General features: G+C 66.3%; 23 protein-coding genes. 15 read left to right on the forward strand and 8 right to left on the reverse strand.

Annotated elements, in window-relative coordinates; all coding sequences use genetic code 11:
* Window positions 1-134: 134 nt before the first annotated feature.
* Complete coding sequence (locus LC060_RS04325; protein WP_226633023.1) at window positions 135-638, reverse strand: SDR family NAD(P)-dependent oxidoreductase; 504 nt, start codon at window positions 636-638, stop codon at window positions 135-137.
* 119 nt (window positions 639-757) lie between these two features.
* The gene (gene uvrB / locus LC060_RS04330) at window positions 758-2,947 is read right to left on the reverse strand and encodes an excinuclease ABC subunit UvrB (RefSeq protein ID WP_226633024.1); all 2,190 of its coding nucleotides are present in this window, start codon (window positions 2,945-2,947) and stop codon (window positions 758-760) included.
* Between the two features lie 168 nt (window positions 2,948-3,115).
* Between uvrB and LC060_RS04335 the strand changes: the two genes are divergently transcribed.
* Window positions 3,116-3,697 carry a DUF3617 domain-containing protein gene (locus tag LC060_RS04335; RefSeq protein WP_226633026.1) on the forward strand — a complete coding sequence of 194 codons (582 nt, stop codon included), beginning with the start codon at window positions 3,116-3,118 and terminating at the stop codon, window positions 3,695-3,697.
* 78 nt (window positions 3,698-3,775) lie between these two features.
* The gene (locus tag LC060_RS04340; RefSeq protein ID WP_226633620.1) at window positions 3,776-4,516 is read left to right on the forward strand and encodes an esterase/lipase family protein; all 741 of its coding nucleotides are present in this window, start codon (window positions 3,776-3,778) and stop codon (window positions 4,514-4,516) included.
* Here the strand turns inward: LC060_RS04340 and LC060_RS04345 are convergent.
* Window positions 4,513-5,397, reverse strand: coding sequence for an EamA family transporter (locus LC060_RS04345; protein WP_226633028.1), 885 nt, complete (start codon window positions 5,395-5,397; stop codon window positions 4,513-4,515). The genes LC060_RS04340 and LC060_RS04345 overlap by 4 nt on opposite strands.
* Window positions 5,398-5,419: 22 nt before the next feature.
* Window positions 5,420-6,073: a hypothetical protein gene (locus LC060_RS04350; protein WP_226633030.1), complete on the reverse strand. Its 654-nt coding sequence runs from the start codon at window positions 6,071-6,073 to the stop codon at window positions 5,420-5,422.
* Between the two features lie 187 nt (window positions 6,074-6,260).
* On the opposite strand from LC060_RS04350, the gene LC060_RS04355 reads away from it, so the two are divergent.
* Window positions 6,261-6,821, forward strand: coding sequence for an RBBP9/YdeN family alpha/beta hydrolase (locus LC060_RS04355; protein WP_226633032.1), 561 nt, complete (start codon window positions 6,261-6,263; stop codon window positions 6,819-6,821).
* A 3-nt stretch (window positions 6,822-6,824) separates the two neighbouring features.
* On the opposite strand, the gene LC060_RS04360 is transcribed toward LC060_RS04355, so the two are convergent.
* Entirely contained in the window at window positions 6,825-8,333 is a 1,509-nt protein-coding gene (locus LC060_RS04360) for a YifB family Mg chelatase-like AAA ATPase (RefSeq protein ID WP_226633034.1), read from the reverse strand.
* Between the two features lie 166 nt (window positions 8,334-8,499).
* Between LC060_RS04360 and LC060_RS04365 the strand changes: the two genes are divergently transcribed.
* The gene (locus LC060_RS04365) at window positions 8,500-9,264 is read left to right on the forward strand and encodes an alpha/beta hydrolase (RefSeq protein ID WP_226633036.1); all 765 of its coding nucleotides are present in this window, start codon (window positions 8,500-8,502) and stop codon (window positions 9,262-9,264) included.
* A 7-nt stretch (window positions 9,265-9,271) separates the two neighbouring features.
* Here the strand turns inward: LC060_RS04365 and LC060_RS04370 are convergent, their stop codons facing one another.
* Window positions 9,272-9,607, reverse strand: coding sequence for a hypothetical protein (locus tag LC060_RS04370; protein ID WP_226633038.1), 336 nt, complete (start codon window positions 9,605-9,607; stop codon window positions 9,272-9,274).
* 248 nt (window positions 9,608-9,855) lie between these two features.
* Between LC060_RS04370 and rpmH the strand changes: the two genes are divergently transcribed.
* From rpmH to LC060_RS04420, 10 genes are all read left to right on the forward strand, one after another.
* Complete coding sequence (rpmH, locus tag LC060_RS04375) at window positions 9,856-9,990, forward strand: 50S ribosomal protein L34 (RefSeq protein WP_039388288.1); 135 nt, start codon at window positions 9,856-9,858, stop codon at window positions 9,988-9,990.
* Between the two features lie 222 nt (window positions 9,991-10,212).
* Window positions 10,213-10,680, forward strand: coding sequence for a ribonuclease P protein component (gene rnpA, locus LC060_RS04380; protein WP_226633039.1), 468 nt, complete (start codon window positions 10,213-10,215; stop codon window positions 10,678-10,680).
* A gap of 26 nt (window positions 10,681-10,706) precedes the next feature.
* Window positions 10,707-10,973 carry a membrane protein insertion efficiency factor YidD gene (gene yidD / locus LC060_RS04385; protein WP_144400923.1) on the forward strand — a complete coding sequence of 89 codons (267 nt, stop codon included), beginning with the start codon at window positions 10,707-10,709 and terminating at the stop codon, window positions 10,971-10,973.
* Between the two features lie 24 nt (window positions 10,974-10,997).
* Window positions 10,998-12,770, forward strand: coding sequence for a membrane protein insertase YidC (gene yidC, locus LC060_RS04390; protein ID WP_226633041.1), 1,773 nt, complete (start codon window positions 10,998-11,000; stop codon window positions 12,768-12,770).
* The gene (gene yihA / locus LC060_RS04395) at window positions 12,771-13,439 is read left to right on the forward strand and encodes a ribosome biogenesis GTP-binding protein YihA/YsxC (protein ID WP_226633043.1); all 669 of its coding nucleotides are present in this window, start codon (window positions 12,771-12,773) and stop codon (window positions 13,437-13,439) included.
* A 154-nt stretch (window positions 13,440-13,593) separates the two neighbouring features.
* Window positions 13,594-14,718 carry a DUF47 family protein gene (locus tag LC060_RS04400; RefSeq protein ID WP_226633044.1) on the forward strand — a complete coding sequence of 375 codons (1,125 nt, stop codon included), beginning with the start codon at window positions 13,594-13,596 and terminating at the stop codon, window positions 14,716-14,718.
* A gap of 16 nt (window positions 14,719-14,734) precedes the next feature.
* Window positions 14,735-15,736 (forward strand): inorganic phosphate transporter, encoded by a 1,002-nt coding sequence (locus tag LC060_RS04405; RefSeq protein WP_226633045.1) that lies wholly within the window; start codon window positions 14,735-14,737, stop codon window positions 15,734-15,736.
* Between the two features lie 86 nt (window positions 15,737-15,822).
* Entirely contained in the window at window positions 15,823-16,491 is a 669-nt protein-coding gene (locus tag LC060_RS04410) for a glutathione S-transferase family protein (RefSeq protein ID WP_213501016.1), read from the forward strand.
* Complete coding sequence (locus LC060_RS04415) at window positions 16,491-17,354, forward strand: S1/P1 nuclease (RefSeq protein WP_226633621.1); 864 nt, start codon at window positions 16,491-16,493, stop codon at window positions 17,352-17,354. The genes LC060_RS04410 and LC060_RS04415 overlap by 1 nt, the downstream gene beginning before the upstream one ends.
* A 137-nt stretch (window positions 17,355-17,491) precedes the next feature.
* Window positions 17,492-17,926 carry a glycine zipper 2TM domain-containing protein gene (locus LC060_RS04420; protein WP_226633046.1) on the forward strand — a complete coding sequence of 145 codons (435 nt, stop codon included), beginning with the start codon at window positions 17,492-17,494 and terminating at the stop codon, window positions 17,924-17,926.
* Between the two features lie 99 nt (window positions 17,927-18,025).
* On the opposite strand, the gene LC060_RS04425 is transcribed toward LC060_RS04420, so the two are convergent.
* Together LC060_RS04425 and LC060_RS04430 are read right to left on the reverse strand one after the other, a co-directional pair.
* Window positions 18,026-18,907, reverse strand: a complete 882-nt coding sequence (locus tag LC060_RS04425; protein ID WP_226633048.1) for a PhzF family phenazine biosynthesis protein — start codon at window positions 18,905-18,907, stop codon at window positions 18,026-18,028.
* 17 nt (window positions 18,908-18,924) lie between these two features.
* Window positions 18,925-19,398, reverse strand: coding sequence for a cupin domain-containing protein (locus LC060_RS04430; protein WP_226633056.1), 474 nt, complete (start codon window positions 19,396-19,398; stop codon window positions 18,925-18,927).
* A 60-nt stretch (window positions 19,399-19,458) separates the two neighbouring features.
* On the opposite strand from LC060_RS04430, the gene dapE reads away from it, so the two are divergent.
* Window positions 19,459-20,604, forward strand: coding sequence for a succinyl-diaminopimelate desuccinylase (dapE, locus tag LC060_RS04435; protein WP_226633058.1), 1,146 nt, complete (start codon window positions 19,459-19,461; stop codon window positions 20,602-20,604).
* Window positions 20,605-20,653 lie beyond the last annotated feature (49 nt).

The raw sequence follows: 20,653 nt of genomic DNA on the forward strand, positions 1-20,653 counted from the left end.
ATACCATGATCGTGGCATGCCAAGTCTGCAATTTGCAGACATTGTATCCATGCGACCCGAGGGCTGGTTTCGGCCAATCCTTGCACTGCCCGGGGGCTCCTGGTGAGCCTCCGGGTATTTTTTCAGGCGCTGGCCTATTCCTTGAAGGCGAGGAAGCCGTCGTCAACGGGCACCGTGGAGCCGTTTATCGCCTCGGCCGCGTCGGTGAAGAGATAGGCCGCGACGCTCGCGACCTTCTCGGGCGCGATCAGTTCCCGGTGCATGTGCTGCGCGGCAAGCTGTTCTTTCACGCCCTTATCCGTACCCAGGATCGGGGTATCTATGTAGCCCGGCGCGATGCCGACCACGCGGATGCCGTGTTCGGCCAGTTCCAGCGCGCCCGAGCGTGTCATGGCAATGACCGCCGCCTTGGCCGCGTTGTAGTTGAAGTTCCCGCGCGAGGCGACCGAGCCATCGACCTTGAAGCTGTGCGCGGCAACGCCCAGCGCCTTAACTGCCTCGGCGACCTTGGCCGCGCCCTCGGCGTTGAAGTCGGCCACCACGATCGCGGCACCCATGCGGGCAAGGGCGAGGCAGGCTTCACGGCCGATGCCGCTCGCTCCGCCGGTCACGATGATGGCCTGGTCCTTCAGTTCCACGTCGGGTCTCCTTCGTCTTCGCAGGTTTGCGCGCGGCGGTGGCGTTGCCGCGCGCTAAACCCCTTGAACGATCAGGCCATATCCTTGTTTCACGTATATATTTTGGAGATCAGGCAGGCCTACTTGCCCCACTTCTTGGTCTGCTTGCCATAGCGCATCTTACGCGTGCCCGGCTTGCCCTCGTTTGAGCGCCCGACCAGCGGGGCCTTGTGCTCGCCTTCGGGGAGGCCCAGTTCGCTCGCTTCCAGCTTGCGGATCTCGTCGCGCAGACGTCCCGCTTCTTCGAATTCGAGGTCGGCGGCGGCGGCGCGCATCTTCTTTTCGAGGTCCTCGATATAGGCGCGCAGGTTGTGCCCGACGAGGTTATTGGCCCCGTCCTCGGTCTCGATATCGACGGTAACGCCATCCCGGCTCGCCGTGTCCGCGACGATGTCGGCGATGCGCCGCTTGATCGTCTGGGGGGTGATGCCGTGTTCCTCGTTGTAGGCCTGCTGCTTCTCGCGGCGCCGGTCGGTCTCGGCGATGGCGCGTTCCATCGAACCGGTCATGCGGTCGGCGTAGAGGATGACGCGGCCTTCGGAATTGCGCGCCGCGCGCCCGATGGTCTGGATCAGCGAGGTTTCCGAGCGCAGGAAGCCTTCCTTGTCGGCATCGAGAATGGTGACGAGCCCGCACTCGGGAATGTCGAGGCCCTCGCGCAGGAGGTTAATGCCCACCAGCACGTCATAGACCCCCATGCGCAGGTCGCGGATCAGCTCGATGCGTTCCAGCGTCTCGACATCGGAGTGCATGTAGCGAACGCGCACGCCCGCTTCGTGCATGAACTCGGTCAGGTCCTCGGCCATGCGCTTGGTCAGCGTGGTGACGAGCGTGCGGAAGCCCTTTTCGGCCACCGCCTTGCACTCGGCGATGCAGTCCTGAACCTGGTCCTCGGTCGGGCGGATCTCCACCGGCGGGTCGATCAGGCCGGTCGGGCGGATGACCTGCTCGGCAAAGACGCCGCCGGTCTGCTCCATTTCCCAGCCGCCCGGCGTAGCCGAGACCGCGAAGGTCTGGGGGCGCATCGCGTCCCATTCATTGAAGCGCAGCGGACGGTTGTCGATGCACGAGGGCAGGCGGAAGCCGTATTCGGCGAGCGTGATCTTGCGGCGGTGGTCACCCCGGGCCATCGCGCCGATCTGCGGCACGGTCTGGTGGCTCTCGTCGACGAAGAGAAGCGCGTTGTCAGGCAGATATTCGAAGAGGGTTGGCGGGGGCTCGCCGGGCAGGCGTCCGGTGAGGAAGCGCGAATAGTTCTCGATGCCGTTGCACGAGCCGGTCGCCGCGATCATCTCCAGGTCGAAGTTGGTGCGCTGTTCAAGGCGCTGCGCCTCCAGCAGCTTGCCCTCGGCGTGGAGTTCCTTCAGGCGCTCCTCCAGCTCGAAACGGATCGCCTCGCTCGCCTGTTTCATCGTCGGGCCGGGCGTCACATAGTGCGAGTTGGCGAAGACGCGCACCTTGTCGAGGGTCGGCCCCTTCTTGCCGGTAAGCGGGTCGAACTCGCAGATTTCCTCTATCTCGTCGCCGAAGAACGAGACGCGCCAGGCGGTGTCTTCGTAGTGCGAGGGGAAGATTTCGAGGTTGTCGCCGCGCACCCGGAACGAGCCGCGCGCAAAGGCGACGTCGTTGCGCTTGTACTGGAGCGAGACGAGCTTCCGGATCAGTTCGCGTTGGTCGACTTCGGTGCCCGAGACGACATCGAAGGTCATCGCCGAATAGGTCTCGACCGAACCGATACCGTAGAGGCACGAGACCGAGGCCACGATGATGACGTCGTCGCGCTCGAGCAGGGATCGCGTGGCCGAGTGGCGCATCCGGTCGATCGCCTCGTTCACCGAGCTTTCCTTCTCGATGTAGGTGTCCGAGCGGGGCACGTAGGCCTCGGGCTGGTAATAGTCGTAGTAGGAAACGAAGTATTCGACTGCGTTTTCGGGGAAGAAGTCCTTCATCTCGGCGTAGAGCTGGGCAGCGAGAATCTTGTTGGGCGCGAGAATTAGCGCCGGGCGCTGGAGCTCCTCGATGACCTTGGCCATGGTGAAGGTCTTGCCCGAGCCGGTAACGCCCAGAAGAACCTGCGTCTTGTCCTCGGCCTGCGCGCCTTCCACCAGTTCGGCGATTGCGGTGGGCTGGTCGCCCGCCGGTTCGTACTCGGAGACAATCCGGAAGGTCTTGCCGGGGAGGGATTTTTCGGGGCGCTGGGGCTTGTGCGGGGTGAACGAGCCCGAGGTATCCGGCTCGTCCAGTCCGCGACGGATGATGAGTTCGGTCATGGCGGAACATATGGAGACGGGAGAGCGTCCGTTCAATCTCTTGCTGACAAGAGTGTGTCATTGAACTGTAATGGTTGGTGAGAGGTGCAGCGCGGTGCTAGCCGCGCAGTCCCGCAAGGCGCGGGATTGGCGCGGCGCGCGGGCGTTTCGAGCGAGGAGGACAGGACGATGGCACAAGGCAGAGTTCGTTTTTACCCAGGTCTGGCGCTGGCGACCTTGGCGCTGACGGCTTGCAGTTCGGGCGGTGATGGTGACGCGGGTGCGGCAGATGGGGGCGGACGCGGCGAGCCGCCCTCGCTGGCCGAGATGAAGGAGGCCGCACGAGATCTCGTGAAGCCCGAACCCGGCCTCTATGCGCGCACGATCACGATCGAGAACTTCGAGGCGCCGGGCCTGCCGGCCGAGATTGCAGGGCAGGTGAAGGGCATGATGGCCAGCGATCGCACCGAGAACTTCTGCCTGACCAAGGCTGAGGCGGAAGATGGCTTTCGCGACATGTTCGAGAATGTCGGGGAGACCTCCAACTGCTCCTACGACCGCTTTGCCGTGACGGACGGTGCGCTCGATGCACAGATGACCTGCGCACATCCGAGCCAGGGAACCGCGGTCATGACGTTGCAGGGAACGGCCAGCGCCACCACCTCGGATGTCACGATGGACATGAAGGTGACGGGCGGGCGGGCGCCGATGTCCGAGATGAACATGAAGATGCGCATGGTCTCCGAGCGTACCGGGGCCTGTGAGGATTGAGCCGACACGGTACGATGGACCAAGGCAGGAAAGGATAACGGGAACGTGAAGCAGCCGACGTGGGACACATGGGGGGATATGCGCGGGGAAGTGCTGCGCCGTGCGGCGCTGGCACGCCAGCCGCATCCGCCCGGTGTGCGCAAGCCCGCGCTTGGCCTCTTCGCGCGGGAGTTCGCGTCCTTGTGGGGACGCGGGCGCGGGGCGACTGCCCGGGTCGCGCCCGCGCGCCATCCCCAGCCGGTGATGCTGCTGCCCGGATTCGGCGCACATCCCAAGCGGATGCAGCCGATGGCTGATGCGCTGGCGGCGGCAGGACACGAGGTCCACGAATGGGGCCTTGGCGTCAATTTCGGGCCAACACCGGAGAACTTCGCCTTCCTGATGAAGCGGGTGGGGGCGCTGGCGCGGGCGCATCGTGGTCCGGTCGTGCTGGTTGGCTGGAGCCTGGGCGGCCTCTTTGCGCGCGAGATCGCACGGCGCCAGCCCGAGGCGGTTGCCAAGGTCATCACCATGGGCACGCCCTTTTCGGGCAACCCGCGCGCCAATAACGCCTGGCGCGCCTACCAGGTCATCACCGGCCACGCGGTAGATGCGCCGCCGATCGAATGCGTGCTGGGTGAGAAGCCGCCAGTGCCCACCATTGCCCTGTGGAGCCCGCGCGACGGGGTAATCCATCCCCGCTCGGCCAAGGGCTGGCCTGCCGAGCGCGACCGCGCGGTGGCGATCCGCTGCTCGCACCTCGGCTTTGCCAGCGACGCGCGCGTGATCGGGGAGGTCCTGCGCCAGGTCGACTGCGACGAGGCCGCCTGCGCCGACTAGGTCAGCGGGTCATCGGTCACCTTTGCTACGGGAGAACGGGCCGTGAGCGTGCAGCCAGCCGCCGCGGCAATCAGCAGCGCGATGGCCAGCATCTGCCAGGCTGTCAGGGTCTCGCCCAGAAGAAGGTAGCCCGAAAGCGCGGCCATGGCGGGCGTGGTGCTCGCGACGAGGCCGACGATGCGGGCGGGAAGGGCGGCCATGGCGTGCATCTCCAGTGCATAGGGCAGCGCGCTCGACAGCACTGCCACCATCAGGGCGAGGCCCCAAACCGGCAGTGCGGGCAGGGCGCCCGATCCGCTGGCCAGTGCGGCGGGAAATGTCACGAGACAGGCCGCGACCATGCCCAACGAAACGGCGGAGCCGCTCCCGGCCTGTGCCGCGCGTCGGCCCAGCAGAATGTACAGCGCCCAGCAGGTGGCCGCGCCCAGCGCCGCGAGGAGGCCCACGGGATCGAGCGCATGGGCACGCCCCGGCCAGGGGATGAGGGCAAGGAGGCCAAGTGCGGCGAGGCCCGGCCAGGCCAATTCCTTTGCGCCGCGCGCGCCTCCCAGCGCAATCGCCAGTGGCCCGCAGATCTCCACCCCCACCGCAACGCCCAGGGGAAGGCGCGCGAAGGCCTCGTAAATGAGGAGATTCATGCCGCCCAGCGCGAAACCGTAGAGCGCGATCCACACGGTTAGGTGCCGGGAAAGCCGGGAGAGGCGCGGACGCACGAGAACCAGCAGGATCGCGGCGGCGAGGAGCGTGCGCATGGCCGCCAGTGTCTCGGCGCCGAGTTCGCCGATGAGGCCCTTGGCCAGCGCCGCGCCGACGTGGATCGAGACCTGCGCGGCGAGGATCGCGCCGACCGCGCCCAAAGGCGGCGCGTCGCGGCGGTTCATCGGCACGATCGACAGCGGTGTGTCACAGTTCGCGCAGCCGCTCGAACTGGGCCTTGCCAAAGCCTCCGCCCCACATCAGCAGGGCGCCCTTCTGCGTGCGGAAGAACGTGCGCGGGGTGGACAGCTGGCGGTTGAGGCCGGTCTCGACCGGGAAGCCCGCATCTGCATCGTAGGCGCTCTGGACGAGGCGGATATGCGCGTGGTGGCGCGACAGGAGAGTGGTGGGGTTCCCCGTATAGTCGAGGGCTCCTGTGTAGAACGGGTTGTAGGCCACGCTTGGCGCGTCGTTCAGTTCGCGCCGCATGAACTTCAGGAAAGTGGCCTGGCTCGGGTCATTAAGGACTTTCAGAACCGCGCCTGTCTCGCCTTCGCCCAGGATGAAGGGGATGTAGTGGACGCGAAAGCCCGGCACCGTCAGGTCCGGAAATTCACGGAAATACTTCTGGCAGTAGGGGCAGAGCGAGGAGATCCAGATCCACACGTCCTTGCCTGCGCCGAAGCTGGCCTGGCGCGAGGCGCGCAGGAGATCGAGGGCGACTTCGGCCCGCTCGCCGACCAGCCCTTCGAAGCCAGTGTCGATGATCCGGGCACGCGCGGGGAGGGCCAGCGCGGAGAGCGCGGCGGGCGCAAGGGCGGCCTGTGCCAGCACCTGGCGCCGGTTCCAGACGTTGCCCATCGAAAATATCCTCAGCCTGGCGGGAATGCCGTTCACGGCTTTCGCTGTGCCCGCTTGGCTTGGCGGGCGCAATCGCCAAGATGGTAGCTTATCTGTTGAGGGCGACAGAGAAAGTGCCTGTTCAGGCGTCTGGGCCGGGTGCATCGGGCCAGCCACGCAACCCTCATCAGACGGCAGGCAGGTTCGCATGTCCCTTCTCATCCTTCCCGGTTTCGGCGGCTCTGGCCCTGCGCATTGGCAATCGCGCTGGGAAGCGCACATGAAAGATGCCACCCGGTTTGCGCCCGCCAGCTGGGATCGGCCCGATCTGGAAGACTGGCTGGCCGCGCTCGAACGGGGGCTGGAGCAGGCCGAGGGCCGGGTGGTGCTGGTGGCCCATTCGCTCGCCTGCCTACTGACGGCGCATTGGGCCGCGCGCCATGGCGGGACCGGGCGCATCGCCGGCGCACTCCTGGTCGCTCCCCCCGATCCGGAAGGGCCTGCGTTTCCCCGCGAAGCCTCGGCGGGTTTTCGCGACCTGCCGCTTGCGGTGTTCCCGTTCCCCGCGCTTGTTCTCGCTTCCAGCAATGACCCTTACGCCTCACCCGCTTTCGCGCAGGATTTTGCGCAGGCGCGGGGAGCCGGTTTCCTCGATATCGGTCCCTGCGGCCATATCAACGCCGAGAGCGGGCTTGGCGACTGGGAGGAAGGGCAGCGCCTCTTGGCGGCCTTCGCAGCCGGATGCGGCCAGCCCCGCGCCTGTGTGTGAGTTTTACGCGCGGGGCGGCTGGCGGCGGTAGCTCAACGCCTCGGCGATGTGCGCGCGTCCGATCGTCTTGGCTCCCGCAAGATCCGCGATGGTGCGGCTGGTGCGCAGGATCCGGGTGTAGCCACGCGCGGTAAGGTGGAGGCTTTCGGCGGCCTGGAGGAGAAGCTTTTGCCCTGCCTCGTCCGGGCTCGCGTGGGTTTCGAGCGCCTCGCCCTGAAGTTCGGCGTTGCTGCGCGCGCCGGTGCCTGCAAGCCGGGCGGTCTGTAGCGCGCGGGCGCGGCGTACGCGCGCGCCCACCGTGGCGCTGTCTTCGGAGGAACCGGGCCGGGCGAGGTCAATCGCGCGGACCGGGTCGACGTCGACGTGCAAATCGATGCGATCAAGCAGCGGCCCTGAGACCTTGCTTTGATAGTCGGCCGCACACTTGGGCGCGCGCGAACAGGCCAGTGCGGGATCGCCCAGGTGCCCGCAGCGGCACGGGTTCATGGCCGCCACCAGCTGGACCCGCGCGGGGAAGGTGACGTGGGCGTTGGCCCGCGCGACGCTGATCTCGCCGGTTTCGAGTGGCTGGCGCAGCGAATCGAGCACCGCGCGCTGGAATTCGGGAAGCTCGTCGAGGAACAGGACGCCCAGGTGCGCAAGCGAGACTTCGCCGGGCCGGACCTTGAGCCCCCCGCCCGTCAGCGCGGCCATCGAGGCGGAGTGGTGCGGGCTGCGATAGGGCCGCGCGCGGCTGATTCGCCCCTCCTCCAGCGTGCCTGCAACCGAGGCAACCATCGAGACTTCGAGCGCTTCGGGAGGTGTCAGTTCGGGCAGGATGCCGGGCAGGCAGGCGGCGAGCAGCGACTTGCCCGCGCCGGGCGGTCCGCACATCAAGAGGTTATGTCCGCCAGCGGCCGCAATCTCCAGCGCGCGCCGGGCGGTTTCCTGGCCCTTTACCTGCTTCATGTCCGGCCCGGGGGCGCTGGCCTCCACGCGGCCGGGCGCGGGGCGGGGCAGGACCTGGGTGCCCTTCAGGTGGTTGAGCAGGCTGACAAGGTCGGGCGCGGCGGTAACCGGAACCCCGTTCGCCCAGCTCGCCTCGGTCCCCTGGGCGGCCGGACAGATCAGCGTCTTCTCGGAGGCGCTCGCGTGGAGCGCGGCGAGGAGGACGCCGGGGGAGGGGATGATCCGCCCGTCGAGCGCAAGTTCGCCCACCGCGATGACTTCGGCCATCTGTTCGGCATCGAGCAGCCCCATCGCGGTCAGCAGGGCGAGCGCAATCGGGAGATCGTAGTGCGAGCCTTCCTTGGGCAGGTCGGCGGGCGAGAGATTGATCGTGATCCGCTTGGGCGGAAGGGCAAGGCCCATCGCGGTGAGGGCGGCGCTGACGCGCTGGCGGCTTTCCCCGACGGCCTTGTCGGGTAGGCCGACCAGCGCGAAACCGGGCATCCCCGGCGCTACCTGGCATTGTACTTCGACGGCGCGGGCTTCGAGGCCCAGATAAGCTACCGTCGAAATGAGTGCGACCACAAAGGTACCTGCCACGAATAGACTAAGTATTAATTCGTATTTCGAGCAGTATTTGCATCGAGGGTGCGACCTGTCGAGCCACAATGCGTTGCGAGAGTGAAAGTTTACAGCATTTTAACCGCATCTCTCGCGGATTGGGTAAGGCTCGGGGAGGCAATCTGCGACCATGCGCTCATTCACTGCCGCTCTTCTGCCGATCCTGGCCTCCACCCTGGGGCTTGGCGCCCTGTGCGGGGCTTCTCCGGCGGCGGCCCAGCGTATGGCTTATGAAACGCTCGATCTGGATGACACGTCCCTGGCCGGGCCTGGTGCGCGCAGGTCGCGCCTTATGGTTTCGGGTGGTGCCGTTCTCGACATCTCCCTGCCCGAGCTGACCGGGCGTGAAGCGGCTTATGGCCCGTTTCGTGTGCTCGATGGCGCGCGGGCGGCACTTGTCGATGCAACCGGGCCGCGCAGTCCGGCCCAGTTCGCGGCAATGTTGCGCGACTATCCAGGTATCACTGTCCTCGAAATGGTCGAATGTCCCGGCACGCGCGATGACCTTGCCAACCTGGAACTCGGGCGCCTGATCCGCTCGCACGGCATTGCCACGCATGTACCCTCGGGGGGCTCGGTTCGTTCGGGCGGGGTGGAGCTGTTCCTGGCGGGCACCCGCCGCCTTGCTGATCCCGGTGCCGAGTTCGCGGTCCATTCCTGGATCGACGAGGATGGGCTACAGCCGGGTGACTACGCGCTCAGCGCGCCGGTGAACCGCCGCTATGTCGACTATTATCGGCACATGGGCATGAGCCCGCTCGAGGCCGAGGCCTTCTACGCCATGACCAATTCGGTCCCTTTCACCCAAGCGCGCTGGTTTGGCGCGGGCGTGATGAGCCTGTGGGTTCCATTCGACGGCGCGGCTACCCTGTCGGATCTGAACGCGCGCTCCTGACGGTGCGTCAGGAGAAGGTCTTTTCGATATCTTCGGGCAGGTTGGCTTTGGCGCGCTGGCGTGCGCCCAGATAGCCGATCACGGCGAGAATGCCCGCAGGCAGGGTCAGGGCGAGAAGGCCCACGAGCATCGTGCCCAGGAAGCCCGCATCAAGGTCGGATTGCATCTCTCCCGCCGAGCCTGCAATGGTTACGCCGCCGATCAGCCATGCTCCCAGCGTGGAAAGCAGCTTGATGGCAGTGGCGCGGCGAAGGAGGTGCTTGAAGACAAGATGCTCCAGCAGGCTGGCGACCACGAAGAGGGCGAGGAAGCTCACGAAGAGTCCGGTGACGATGAGGATCATGTCGGGGCTCCGTTGGCGCGGGGTGGCCGCCCGGGGGGGGCGATGGGCAGAGGTGGCTGCCAGAAAGAAACAGCACGGCCGGATCAAAAGCGCAAGAAATCGGCCTTGGGGGCAACGAATCGCTGGCCTCAACTTGACTCTCTTTTCCAGCTCACGTATCGGCGCGCATCTGATTTGGGGTCGTTTCGCAGCAGGCGGCCTTTTTGTTCGGTCCTTGAACGGGCCAATTGAACTATTCGAGGACTGACATGAAGCGCACTTTCCAGCCCAGCCGCCTTGTCCGCGCCCGCCGTCACGGCTTCCGCGCACGCACGGCGACCGTCGGTGGCCGCAAGGTGCTTCGCGCGCGCCGCGCTCGCGGCCGCAAGAAGCTTTCGGCCTGATCTTATTGGCATTCCCGCTTTCCGGGCGCGCGTCCGGAAAGTGGAAATGAACGTCGCGGCCCGCGCAGGCGCCTGGGTCTCCTTCGGGAGGTTTCCGGTGATTGCGCGGGCCACCGTCGTTTGGGAATCCGCCGTCGCCCTGGCCTGTCGGTCGAGGCCGATTGGCGATTCGCCCGATGAGAGCTTGCCCGCCTGCCGCGCCGCGGTAGGCTCCGGCCTGCCATGACCCAGATACCCTACCAGATCCTGAGCCAGCGCTCCGACTTCCTTGCGGCCAACAAGGGCACGCGGGTGGCGCGTGCGGGCTTTGTGCTGCTTGCGAATCGCAATGCGGGCAAGGGTGTGCGCGCGGGCATCACGGTGACCAAGCGAATCGGAAATGCCGTTGTCCGCAACCGCATGAAGCGCCGCTTCCGGGCGCTCCTGCGCGAGCTTCTGCCCGAGCACGGCCTGCCCGATACCGACCACGTCCTGATCGGCCGCGAAGACGGCATCGAACGCGACTTCGCGCTTCTACGCGAAGAGCTTGTTGCCGCGCTCGGGCGGGCGCGTGACGGGAAGGGGGATCCCCCGCGTGGACCTCGCCGGGGCAAGCGACCACCCCGCAAGCATTCGAGCGCGGAACGGGGTAAGGGCCAGGCAAAGGGCGGACAGGCCGGTTCTTCGGTGCCGGAGCCTGTGGCGCCGTGAAGCGGCTCCTGGCCTTCCTCGCGCGGCTGCCCGGCCTGTTGCTGATTGCCATTGCGCGGGCCTGGCAGCTCGGCCCTTCGGCGGTGCTTCCCCCCACCTGCCGCTTTGCACCGTCCTGCTCGCAATACGCCATCGAGGCGGTGCGTGCCCACGGTGCGATTAAGGGTGGATGCTATGCGATATGGCGTCTATTGCGCTGCAACCCGTGGGGCGGGCACGGCTACGATCCGGTGCCCGGAACGCAAAACCAATCCAAGAGCGAGACCGCATCGGCGGACCGCTGTTGCCACTGACGAGACGACGACAGGAAAGCCTTCGTGCAAAACCAGCGTAACATCATTCTAGCGGTCGTTCTGACGGCGCTTGTGCTTTTCGGGTGGGAGGCCGGTGTCGGCTATTTCTACCCGCAGGCCAAGACGCCCGCGAAGACGGTCGAGGCCGGCGGGGCCGAGGAAGCGACCGAACCCGGCAAGCCGACCCGTGAAGGCGGTCTTCGCGATGCGGCCGCCGTGGCGCTGGAAAAGAAGGACCTCAAGAGCGCGCTGGCCGCTGGCGAGCGCGTGGCGATCGAGGCCCCGGCAGTGTCTGGCTCGATCAACCTGGTCGGTGGCCTGGTCGACGATCTCGTCCTCAACGAACACCGCGAGACGGTGGACAAGGATTCGGGCCCTGTTCGTCTTTACTCTCCCTCGGGCACGCCCGCGCAGCAGTTCGCCCAGTTCGGCTGGGTGGGCGAGGGCGCTGCGACGCCCAACGCGGGCACCGTGTGGAACGTGAAGGACGGCGCCAAGCTGACCCCCTCCACCCCGGTCACGCTGACCTGGGAAAACGGCAAGGGCCAGACCTTCGCGCTGACCTACAAGGTCGATGACAACTACATGCTCACGGTCGAGCAGTCGGTGGCGAACACCGGCCAGGCCCCCGTGATCGTGCAGCCTTTCGCGCTCATCAACCGCACTGACAAGACCGCCAGCCTCGACAGCTTCCAGGTCCACTCGGGCCCGGTTGGCGCGTTTGACGGCTCGGTTTCGTTCGGCACCGATTACGATGATATCGCCGAGGAAAAGACCATCGAGACCGCGGGCAACGCGGACTGGATCGGCTTCACCGACGTCTACTGGATGTCGACCCTTGCCCCCGTTGGCGCCAAGGCCGAGGGCACCTATCGTGCGCTTGGCAACGACCTGTTCCGTGCCGACCTCATGTACCCGCAGCAGGCGCTCCAGCCCGGCCAGAAGCTGAGCCGCACAACCAAGCTCTTCGCCGGCGCCAAGGAGCACAACGTGCTCGACGCCTATGAAGCGCAGGGGATCACCAACTTCGGTCTCGCCATCGACTGGGGCTGGTTCCGCTGGTTCGAGAAGCCGATCTTCTGGCTGCTCGTGAAGCTCTTCAGCCTTGTCGGCAACTTCGGCGTCGCGATCATCCTGCTGACCGCCATCGTGCGCGGCATCATGTTCCCGATTGCCCAGCGCGGCTTCGCCTCGATGGCCGCCATGCGCGCCGTCCAGCCCAAGATGAAGGCGATCCAGGAGCGCTACAAGGACGATAAGCAGAAGCAGCAGCAGGAGGTCATGAAGCTGTACAAGGAGGAAGGCGTGAACCCGCTCGCGGGCTGTCTTCCCATGTTGCTTCAGATCCCGGTGTTCTTCGCGCTGTACAAGACGCTGATCCTTGCGATCGAGATGCGCCACCAGCCTTTCATCCTGTGGATCAAGGACCTGTCTGCGCCCGATCCGCTGCACATCCTCAACCTCTTCGGCCTGATCCCGTTCGATCCGCCGAGCTTCCTGGGGATCGGTGTGCTGGCACTGCTGCTGGGCGTGACCATGTTCCTGCAGTTCCGCCTGAACCCGGCGCAGATGGACCCGACCCAGCAGCAGATCTTCATGATCATGCCCTGGTTCATGATGTTCGTGATGGCGCCGTTCGCTTCGGGACTGCTCCTGTACTGGATCACCTCGAACCTGCTTACGATTGCGCAGCAGAAGTATCTCTACTCGCGCCATCCTCAGCTCAAGGCACAGACCGAGAAGGTTGCCGAGGATAGCGCTCGCGCCAAGGCGCGTGAAAAGAAGGGCAAGGCCTAAGTGGACGCACAGGATTATCTCGGCGGCAAGGAAGAGCGCGACGAGGCGCTGATCGAGGAGGCGCGCAAGCTCTTCTCGGGCCCCGTCACGTTCCTCAAGAGCGCGCCGGACCTCAAGTTCCTGCCCGATCCGACCGCGCCGGAGATCGCGTTCTGCGGTCGCTCGAACGTCGGCAAGTCCTCGCTCCTGAATGCGCTCACCGGGCGCAAGGCGATTGCGCGTACTTCGGTGACGCCGGGGCGCACGCAGGAGCTCAACTTCTTCGAGGTGGGCGACCCGCTCAACTTCCGGCTGGTTGACATGCCCGGCTATGGCTTTGCCAAGGCGCCGCTCGCGGTGGTCGAGAAGTGGCGCCGTCTGGTGCGCGACTATCTGCGTGGCCGCGTGGTGCTCAAGCGTAACCTGCTGCTTGTCGATTCGCGCCACGGCGTGAAGGCGGTCGATGCCGAGATGATGAAGATGCTGGACGAGGCCGCCGTGGGCTACCGCATCGTCCTCACCAAGGCCGACAAGATCAAGGCGACCGAACTGGAGAAGGTTCACGCCGAAACGCTGGCCGAAGCGCGCAAGCACCCGGCCGCGTTTCCTTTCGTCCATGTCACGAGTTCGGAAAAAGGCTTGGGGATCGCGGAGTTGCGTGCTGCCGTCCTGGGGGACTCGCGTCTCTGATCGCTGCGGAGTGTGGCGCAGATGCGCCGCGTCCCGCAAATCCGGGACTGTGACGATTGCGTGACAGCCTGCGGGCAGGTATCGGGCGGCGGCCCCGGCCCGAATCGGCCGATCCGCTTCCCCATCCGCCAGCTCAGGAGCCAAGGGACACACCGTGCGTCAGATTGCCGTTCTTCCATATCGCAGCGAAAGCCCGGCGATTGACGCCCCTGTCCAGATCCTCCTCATCACCTCGCGTGAGACACGCCGCTGGGTGATCCCCAAGGGCGGGCTGATGAAAGGCAAGAGTCCGCATGCCGCCGCCGCGCAGGAAGCCGAGGAAGAGGCGGGCGTGCTCGGCGCGGTCTGCCCCATTCCGCTCGGCTCCTTCCGTTACCGCAAGCGTCGCGCTTCGGGCGCGCGGGTCTGGGCCGATGTCGATGTCTTTCCCTTCGCCGTCACCGAAATGCTCGACACCTGGGACGAGCAGCACCAGCGCGACCGCCGCTGGTTCTCGCTGACCGAGGCGGCCGAGGCGGTCGACGAAGAAGATCTGAGGGCGCTTATCCGCTCTTTCGGTGCGAGCGAATTCCGCGCCGCTGCCAGCCCCGCGCGGGTGTTCTCGGCCATGGCCGACAGGACAGGAGTCAATGCAATGTTCGCCTGGTTTCAGAAGCTTCTCCCCCAGCAGGGTGAGTTCTTCGACCTTTTCGAGAAGCAGGCCGCAACGCTCGTCGCTGGCGCCGATGCGCTCGCGCGCCTCGCGCAGGGCGGGCAGGGCCGCAACCAGCACATCCGCGAGATCGAGGAGCGTGAGCACGACGCCGACGAGATCACCCGCGAGGTGCTTCATTCGGTGCGCCGCACCTTCCTGACGCCTTTCGACCGCTCGGCGATTACCAGCCTCATCACCACGATGGACGATGCCATCGACGAGATGCAGCAGGTGGCCGGTGCGGTCAGCCTCTATGAGGTTGAAGAGTTCGAGCCCGAGATGGTCGACATGGCCGCGATCATTGTCGATGCCGCGCGCCTCACCGCCGAGATCATGCCGCTCCTACGCAAGATCGCCGACAACGGCCACCGCCTGCACGAGCTGACCGAGCGTCTGGTGCGCATGGAAGGCCATGCCGATGACATCCACGCCGCCGGTCTCAAGCGCGTCTACAAGGCAAGCCAGCAGACCGAGCCGCTGCACTTCATCGTGCGCCAGGAAATGTTCAAGCGCCTCGAGCGCGTCGTCGACCGTTTCGAGGATCTCGCCAACGAGATCGACGGTCTCGTCATCGACCACGCCTGAGCCGTAGCCTTATCCCATGGATCATACGCTTGCCCTGCCGCTGCTGATCGGCCTCGTCGGCCTTGCGCTGGCCTTCGACTTCCTGAACGGCCTGCATGATGCGGCCAACGCCATTGCGACCGTGGTGGCCACGCGCCTGCTGTCGCCGGTGGTTGCCGTGCTCTTCGCCGCGAGCGGCAACTTCATTGCCTACTGGTTCGTGGGGCTTCACGTCGCCGAGACGGTGGGCAAGGGCATCGTCGATGCCGACGCGATCACGCCCGCTGTGGTCTTCGGGGCGCTGGTGGGCGCGATGTTCTGGAACGTCGTCACCTGGCTCAAGGGTATTCCCTCCAGTTCCAGCCATGCGCTGATCGGCGGCCTTCTGGGCGCGGGCATGATGCACGGCGGCTTTGGCGTTGTTGAGAGTTCGGGCACCACCAAGACGGTCGTGGCGATCTTCCTTTCGCCGATGATCGGTTTTGGCATCGCCATGCTGCTGATGCTGCTGACCAGCTGGCTGTTCAAGGGCACGAGCCCGCGCGGCTCGACCACCGTGTTCAAGACGCTGCACCTGTTCTCCTCGGCGGCCTATTCGATCAGCCATGGCGGCAACGACGCGCAGAAGACGATGGGCATCATTGCGGTGCTGCTCTATTCGACCGGGCACCTCGAAGGCGGTTTCCACGTGCCCGAATGGGTCGTGCTGTCCTGCTACACCGCGATTGCACTGGGCACGCTGTCGGGGGGCTGGAAGATCATCAAGACGATGGGCTCCAAGCTCACCAAGCTGAACCACCACTCCGGTTTCTGCGCCTCGACGGCCGGTTCCATCGTCGTCTTCGGCGCGAGCGCAATGGGCATTCCCGTCTCGACCACGCACGCGATTACCGGCTCGGTCGTGGGTACGGGCGCGGCCCGCCGCGCCAGCGCGGTGCGCTGGTCGGTCGCGAGCCGCGTGATCGTCGCTTGGTTCATCACCATTCCGGCCAGCGCCATCGTCGGCGCCATTTTCTATCTCATCACTCGCGCGTTCTGAGCCGTTTCCGATGACATGCCTCCCCCTCGACATCGCCGGGGGGAGGGCTTAGGCCTGCCGGGCATAGCCAGAGGGATGCCGGCGCCGTGAAGCTCATCATCGGAAACAAGAATTATTCCAGCTGGTCGCTGCGCGCCTGGCTGGCCTGCAAGCAGTCGGGGCTCCATTTCGAGGAGCTGACCGTGCCGATGCTGGGCGAGGACTGGCAGCACGTCCAGACAAGCTCCGAGGAACTCGCCCCCAGCCACGGCAAGGTCCCGATCCTGTGGGACGGAGAGGCGGTGGTCTGGGACAGTCTCGCGATCATCGACTACCTCGCCGACAAGGTCGGGCGTGACCGGTTCTGGCCCAAGGACGAGGCCGCGCGCGCGATGGCGCGCTCGATGGTAGCCGAAATGCATTCGAGCTACCTGCCGCTGCGCCGCACCCTGCCGATGAACGTGCGCAAGCGCATTCCCGATGCCCCGATGACCGACGAGGTGCGTGCCGACATCGTGCGTATCCTCACGCTATGGGCCGAGGCGCGCGCGCGCTTTGGCAAGGGCGGTCCGTTCCTCTTTGGCACCTTCGGGGCGGCCGACCTGATCTACGCACCCGTTGTCAGCCGTTTCCTGACCTACGGCATCGGCGTCCCAGGCTTCGCGCAGGCCTACATGCAGGCGGTGTGGGAGCACGACTGGATGCAGGCCTGGATCGCGGCCGCGGAGGCTGAGGAATGGGTCATCGAACAGTACGAGATCCCGGAGAAGTCATGATGCGCCGTCTGCTCAGTCTCGTGGCGGGCCTTGCGGCCCTTGCAGGGGGCGCCCTTGCAAGCACGCCCGCGCTCGCCTGGGGCGCAATGGGTCACCGCACCGTCGGGGCCATTGCCTGGAAGAACGTGAAGCCGGCCACGCGCGCGGCGATGGCGCGCCTGCTCGCCCACCAGGGCGAAATGGATACGCCACGCTGTTCGATGAAGACGCTGGAAGATGCCGCGGTCTGGCCCGATTGCATCAAGGGCGAGCGCTGGCGCTTTGCCTATGCCTCATCATGGCACTACCAGAACATCCCGATCTGTGAGCCGTTCGACTTCAAGGCGGCCTGCCGCGATGGCAACTGCGTCACTGCGCAGATCGCGCGGCAGGAAAAGCTTCTGGCCAACCGCAAGCTGGCGCCGGTCCTGCGCCTCGAAGCGCTGGCGTTCCTTGTCCATTTCGTGGGCGACGTGCACCAGCCCCTTCACGTGGGCGAGAACCATGACCTTGGCGGCAACCGCGTGAAGGCCGACTATGGCATTGCGCCGGGACGTAACCTCCACTCGATCTGGGACGGCGTGCTGGCCGAACGCGCGATCACCTCGGCGCGTCCTCCGCTGGTGCGCACCTACAGCGCCCGGGAGAAGGCCGAGCTCGCCACCGGCAAGACCGAGGACTGGGCGCGCGAAAGCTACGAGGTCTCGCGCGACTTCCTTTATCCCGCCGCCTTCGGGGGGACGCTGCCGTGCGAGACGAAGGAGGCTGGCAAGGTGGTCTGGGACAACGCGGCGATCGAAAAGGCGATTCCCATCGTCGACCGGCGAATCGAGCAGGCGGGTCTGCGCCTCGCGAAGATGCTCGATGCCGCGCTGGCAGGCTGAACCGCAAGCGCTTGCCTAGGGGCTGACCCTGAGATCGCATGGGGGGAATCCCTCGCTAGAGCGTGGAACGGGACCTGTGCCTTGGAACTCTCCCCGCGCGGGCGTAGTCCGGTTCCATCCATGCGATGGAGGACAGGATGCTGTACAGGAAGATCGTCGCCGCATTGGGCCTGGGCCTGCTGCTGGCCGGGGCCCCCGTGAGTGCGGACCCGCCGCCCCGTCACGACAATCGCCACGACAACCGTCACGATAATCGGCACGACAATCGTAACCGGCATGACAATCGTCACGATAACAAGCACCACAACAACAACCGCTACGATTCGCACGGGCGCTACCACGAGCCCCAGCGCATCACCCGCAATAGCCACGTCTGGCGCGGGTCGGACGGCCACTACCACTGCAAGCGCGACAACGGCACGACCGGACTTCTGGTCGGTGCGGGTCTGGGGGCACTTGCCGGTAACGCCCTTGCCGGAGGGCAGGACAAGACCATCGGCTCGCTCGTGGGCGGCGCGCTTGGCGGGGCCATCGGCCGTTCGATCGACCGCGGCGACCTGAAGTGCCATTGATGGGATGACCAGGTCAGGCGGGCTGTCGTGCCCGTCGGAAGTGAAACGGCCCGGCAGGTATCCCTTGCCGGGCCGTTTCGCGTTTCCTGCCGGTGCCGGTCAGGCGTGGAGATGCCCGCTCGCGCAAGTGACGCAGTGCCCGCCAACCTCGACTGTCCCGTCCGCCGCGACGCGAAGCGCGATCCGGCCCGCGCGTCCGACCCGGCTTCCCTGCGCCGCACTGTAGCGCGCCTCGTCCGGGCCGAGTTCACCCGCACGCTTGCGCACGACCGCGACCGCGCCGTTGCCGCTGCCGCAGACCGGGTCCTCGGGGATGCTGTCGGCGGGGCAGAACGAGCGGACCTCGATATCCGCCGGACCACCATCCGCATGGAGGGCATAGACGCTGGTGCCGGTGGCCTTCACGCGGCGTTCGAAGGCCGCGCCGCGCGTGAGATCGGGCTCGAGCGCCAGGACGTCCTGCGCGCTTCTCAGCCGCGCCACGACCCAGACCGCGCCGACGTCCACGCGCACCGGTTCGAGGGCCCGGTCGACGGGGGCACCGAGATAGGCCTCAAGATCGGTGATGGCGGCCTCGCCGAGCGGGGTGACCTGGGCTTCGGGCAGAGTGAAGACAAGGCGGCGCGTGCCTTCGGCCTCTTCGATGCGGATCGGGACAAGCCCGCGCGCGCATTCCTGGACAAGCCCCTCGGGGCCCGGCGTGACCCGGCCCGCCGCGATCATCGCGTGGGCGCTCCCCAGCGTCGGATGTCCGGCGAAAGGCAGCTCGCTGGCGGGCGTGAAGATGCGCAGGCGATAGTCGGCGCGCGGGTCGCTCGGCGGCAGCACGAAGGTCGTCTCGGACAGGTTCGTCCAGCGCGCGATGGTCTGCATCTCGGCATCCGACAGGCCCTGGGCATCCAGGACAACGGCGACGGGGTTCCCCTGAAAGGGCACGTGGGAAAAGACATCGACGACCGTGTAGGCGCGTGGGAGAGGCATCAGGGAAGGTCCGTAGTTCAGGAGGTGGCAGAGGCGGGACGGGCACCGGGATAGGGCGTGCCGTCCTTGTGGACGAAGCCGCGCTCGTCCCACGCCATGTCGATATCGGAATAGCAGCCGCCGCGTTCCGGGCCAGCGCTGATCGCGACGAAAGTGCAGGGCGCATTGCTCTCGTTGATGAGGCAATGGCCATTGGGCGCGCCCGCGGGCCAGGCGCAGATGTCGCCGGCGCGCAGCAGGGTTCGCCCCTCGTCCTCGACCAGCACGGCTTCGCCCGCCAGCATCACGAGGAGTTCGTCCTGCCCTTCGTGCCAGTGGCGCTGGCTTGACCAGGCGCCGGGCTCAAGCGTGATATGGCTGGCGCCCATCTGGGTGAGGCCGCCGGGTTTTGCGAGCCGCGCCCACCAGCGTCCGGCCACGGCCGCGTCGAAAGGCGCAGGGTATCCGGTGGCGTTCGAGCGGGGCAGGGCGTCGAGATCGATGCGGGGCATGGCGGTCTCTCCTCAAGAGGCTATGGTCAAGACGCAAGGGCTGTGCGATGGCGCATTCCTATGTCCCAGACCCTGCCCCTTACCGCAAGCGCCCTTGAACGGGCTGAAGCGCTGATCGCCTGCCCAAGTGTCACCCCGGCTACCGGCATGGTGTTCGACTGCCTGGAAGAGCAGCTGGCCCCGCTCGGCTTCGAGGTCCACCGCTTCGTGGCGGGCGAGGCGCCCGACGGTCCGGTCGAGAACCTCTACGCGGTGCGCCGAGGCCCGGAAGGCAGTCGCCACTTTGGGTTTGCGGGCCACGTTGATGTGGTCCCGCCGGGCGAGGGCTGGACCTCGGGCCCGTTCCTGCCGGAGCGGCGTGGCGAACTGCTCTATGGGCGCGGCGCGGTCGACATGAAGGGCTCGGTCGCCTCGATGATCGCGGCGGCCGCCGAGATACCGGTCGAGGCGGGCACGATCAGCTTCATCATCACCGGCGACGAGGAAGGCCCCGCGACCTATGGCACGCGCGCGCTGATGGACTGGATGGCAGCCCATGGCGAGAAGCCGGACCTCATCCTCGTGGGCGAGCCGACTTCGGTGCATCGTCTGGGCGACATGATGAAGATCGGCCGCCGGGGCTCGGTCAACATCTTCCTCTCGGTAGAGGGTGTGCAAGGCCACGTCGCCTACCCGCACCTTGCCGACAACCCGATCACCAAGCTGGTCGCGATGCTGGGCGAACTCGACGCGCTTGTGCTCGACGAGGGTACCGACTGGTTCCAGGCCTCGAACCTCGAGGTCACCGACCTCACCGTGGGCAATCCGGCGCACAATGTCATTCCCGCCAAGGCCGAGGCGCGCATTTCGATCCGCTTCAACGACCTGCACACAGGAGCCGAGCTGGGCGAACGGGTCACCGCCATTGCCGAGAAGCACGGCGGCACTGCGCGGCCCGTCATCTCGGGCGAATCCTTTCTGACCCAGCCGGGGGAATTCTCCGACCTGCTGGCCGAGGCAATCCGCGCCGAAACCGGGGTGGAGCCTGAACTTTCGACCGGGGGCGGCACCTCGGATGCGCGCTTCCTAAAGGACATCGCGCCTGTCATCGAGTTTGGCCTGTGCAACGCAACCATGCACAAGCGCGACGAGGCGGTGGCGATCGCGGACCTGGAAACGCTCGCGCGGATCTATGCCCGGGTAACTCAAGCGGCTCTGCGGGCTTGAAAAAACCGCTCGCACTTGCGAGCCTGATACGATGAGGGGCCGCCATCAC

Origin of the sequence: Novosphingobium profundi, assembly GCF_020524485.1 — a bacterium.
Classification (GTDB): domain Bacteria; phylum Pseudomonadota; class Alphaproteobacteria; order Sphingomonadales; family Sphingomonadaceae; genus Novosphingobium; species Novosphingobium profundi_A.

What these genes read in the sequence shown, in the direction of transcription:
- dapE (WP_226633058.1), top strand. Translation starts at nt 19,459, where the DNA reads ATGTCCCAGACCCTGCCCCTTACCGCAAGCGCCCTTGAACGGGCTGAA.
- LC060_RS04365 (WP_226633036.1), top strand. Translation starts at nt 8,500, where the DNA reads ATGCGCTCATTCACTGCCGCTCTTCTGCCGATCCTGGCCTCCACCCTG.
- LC060_RS04405 (WP_226633045.1), top strand. Translation starts at nt 14,735, where the DNA reads ATGGATCATACGCTTGCCCTGCCGCTGCTGATCGGCCTCGTCGGCCTT.
- LC060_RS04355 (WP_226633032.1), top strand. Translation starts at nt 6,261, where the DNA reads ATGTCCCTTCTCATCCTTCCCGGTTTCGGCGGCTCTGGCCCTGCGCAT.
- LC060_RS04335 (WP_226633026.1), top strand. Translation starts at nt 3,116, where the DNA reads ATGGCACAAGGCAGAGTTCGTTTTTACCCAGGTCTGGCGCTGGCGACC.
- LC060_RS04340 (WP_226633620.1), top strand. Translation starts at nt 3,776, where the DNA reads ATGCGCGGGGAAGTGCTGCGCCGTGCGGCGCTGGCACGCCAGCCGCAT.
- LC060_RS04415 (WP_226633621.1), top strand. Translation starts at nt 16,491, where the DNA reads ATGCGCCGTCTGCTCAGTCTCGTGGCGGGCCTTGCGGCCCTTGCAGGG.
- LC060_RS04345 (WP_226633028.1), bottom strand. Translation starts at nt 5,397, where the DNA reads ATGAACCGCCGCGACGCGCCGCCTTTGGGCGCGGTCGGCGCGATCCTC.
- LC060_RS04425 (WP_226633048.1), bottom strand. Translation starts at nt 18,907, where the DNA reads ATGCCTCTCCCACGCGCCTACACGGTCGTCGATGTCTTTTCCCACGTG.
- LC060_RS04370 (WP_226633038.1), bottom strand. Translation starts at nt 9,607, where the DNA reads ATGATCCTCATCGTCACCGGACTCTTCGTGAGCTTCCTCGCCCTCTTC.
- LC060_RS04420 (WP_226633046.1), top strand. Translation starts at nt 17,492, where the DNA reads ATGCTGTACAGGAAGATCGTCGCCGCATTGGGCCTGGGCCTGCTGCTG.
- uvrB (WP_226633024.1), bottom strand. Translation starts at nt 2,947, where the DNA reads ATGACCGAACTCATCATCCGTCGCGGACTGGACGAGCCGGATACCTCG.
- rpmH (WP_039388288.1), top strand. Translation starts at nt 9,856, where the DNA reads ATGAAGCGCACTTTCCAGCCCAGCCGCCTTGTCCGCGCCCGCCGTCAC.
- LC060_RS04430 (WP_226633056.1), bottom strand. Translation starts at nt 19,398, where the DNA reads ATGCCCCGCATCGATCTCGACGCCCTGCCCCGCTCGAACGCCACCGGA.
- LC060_RS04350 (WP_226633030.1), bottom strand. Translation starts at nt 6,073, where the DNA reads ATGGGCAACGTCTGGAACCGGCGCCAGGTGCTGGCACAGGCCGCCCTT.
- rnpA (WP_226633039.1), top strand. Translation starts at nt 10,213, where the DNA reads ATGACCCAGATACCCTACCAGATCCTGAGCCAGCGCTCCGACTTCCTT.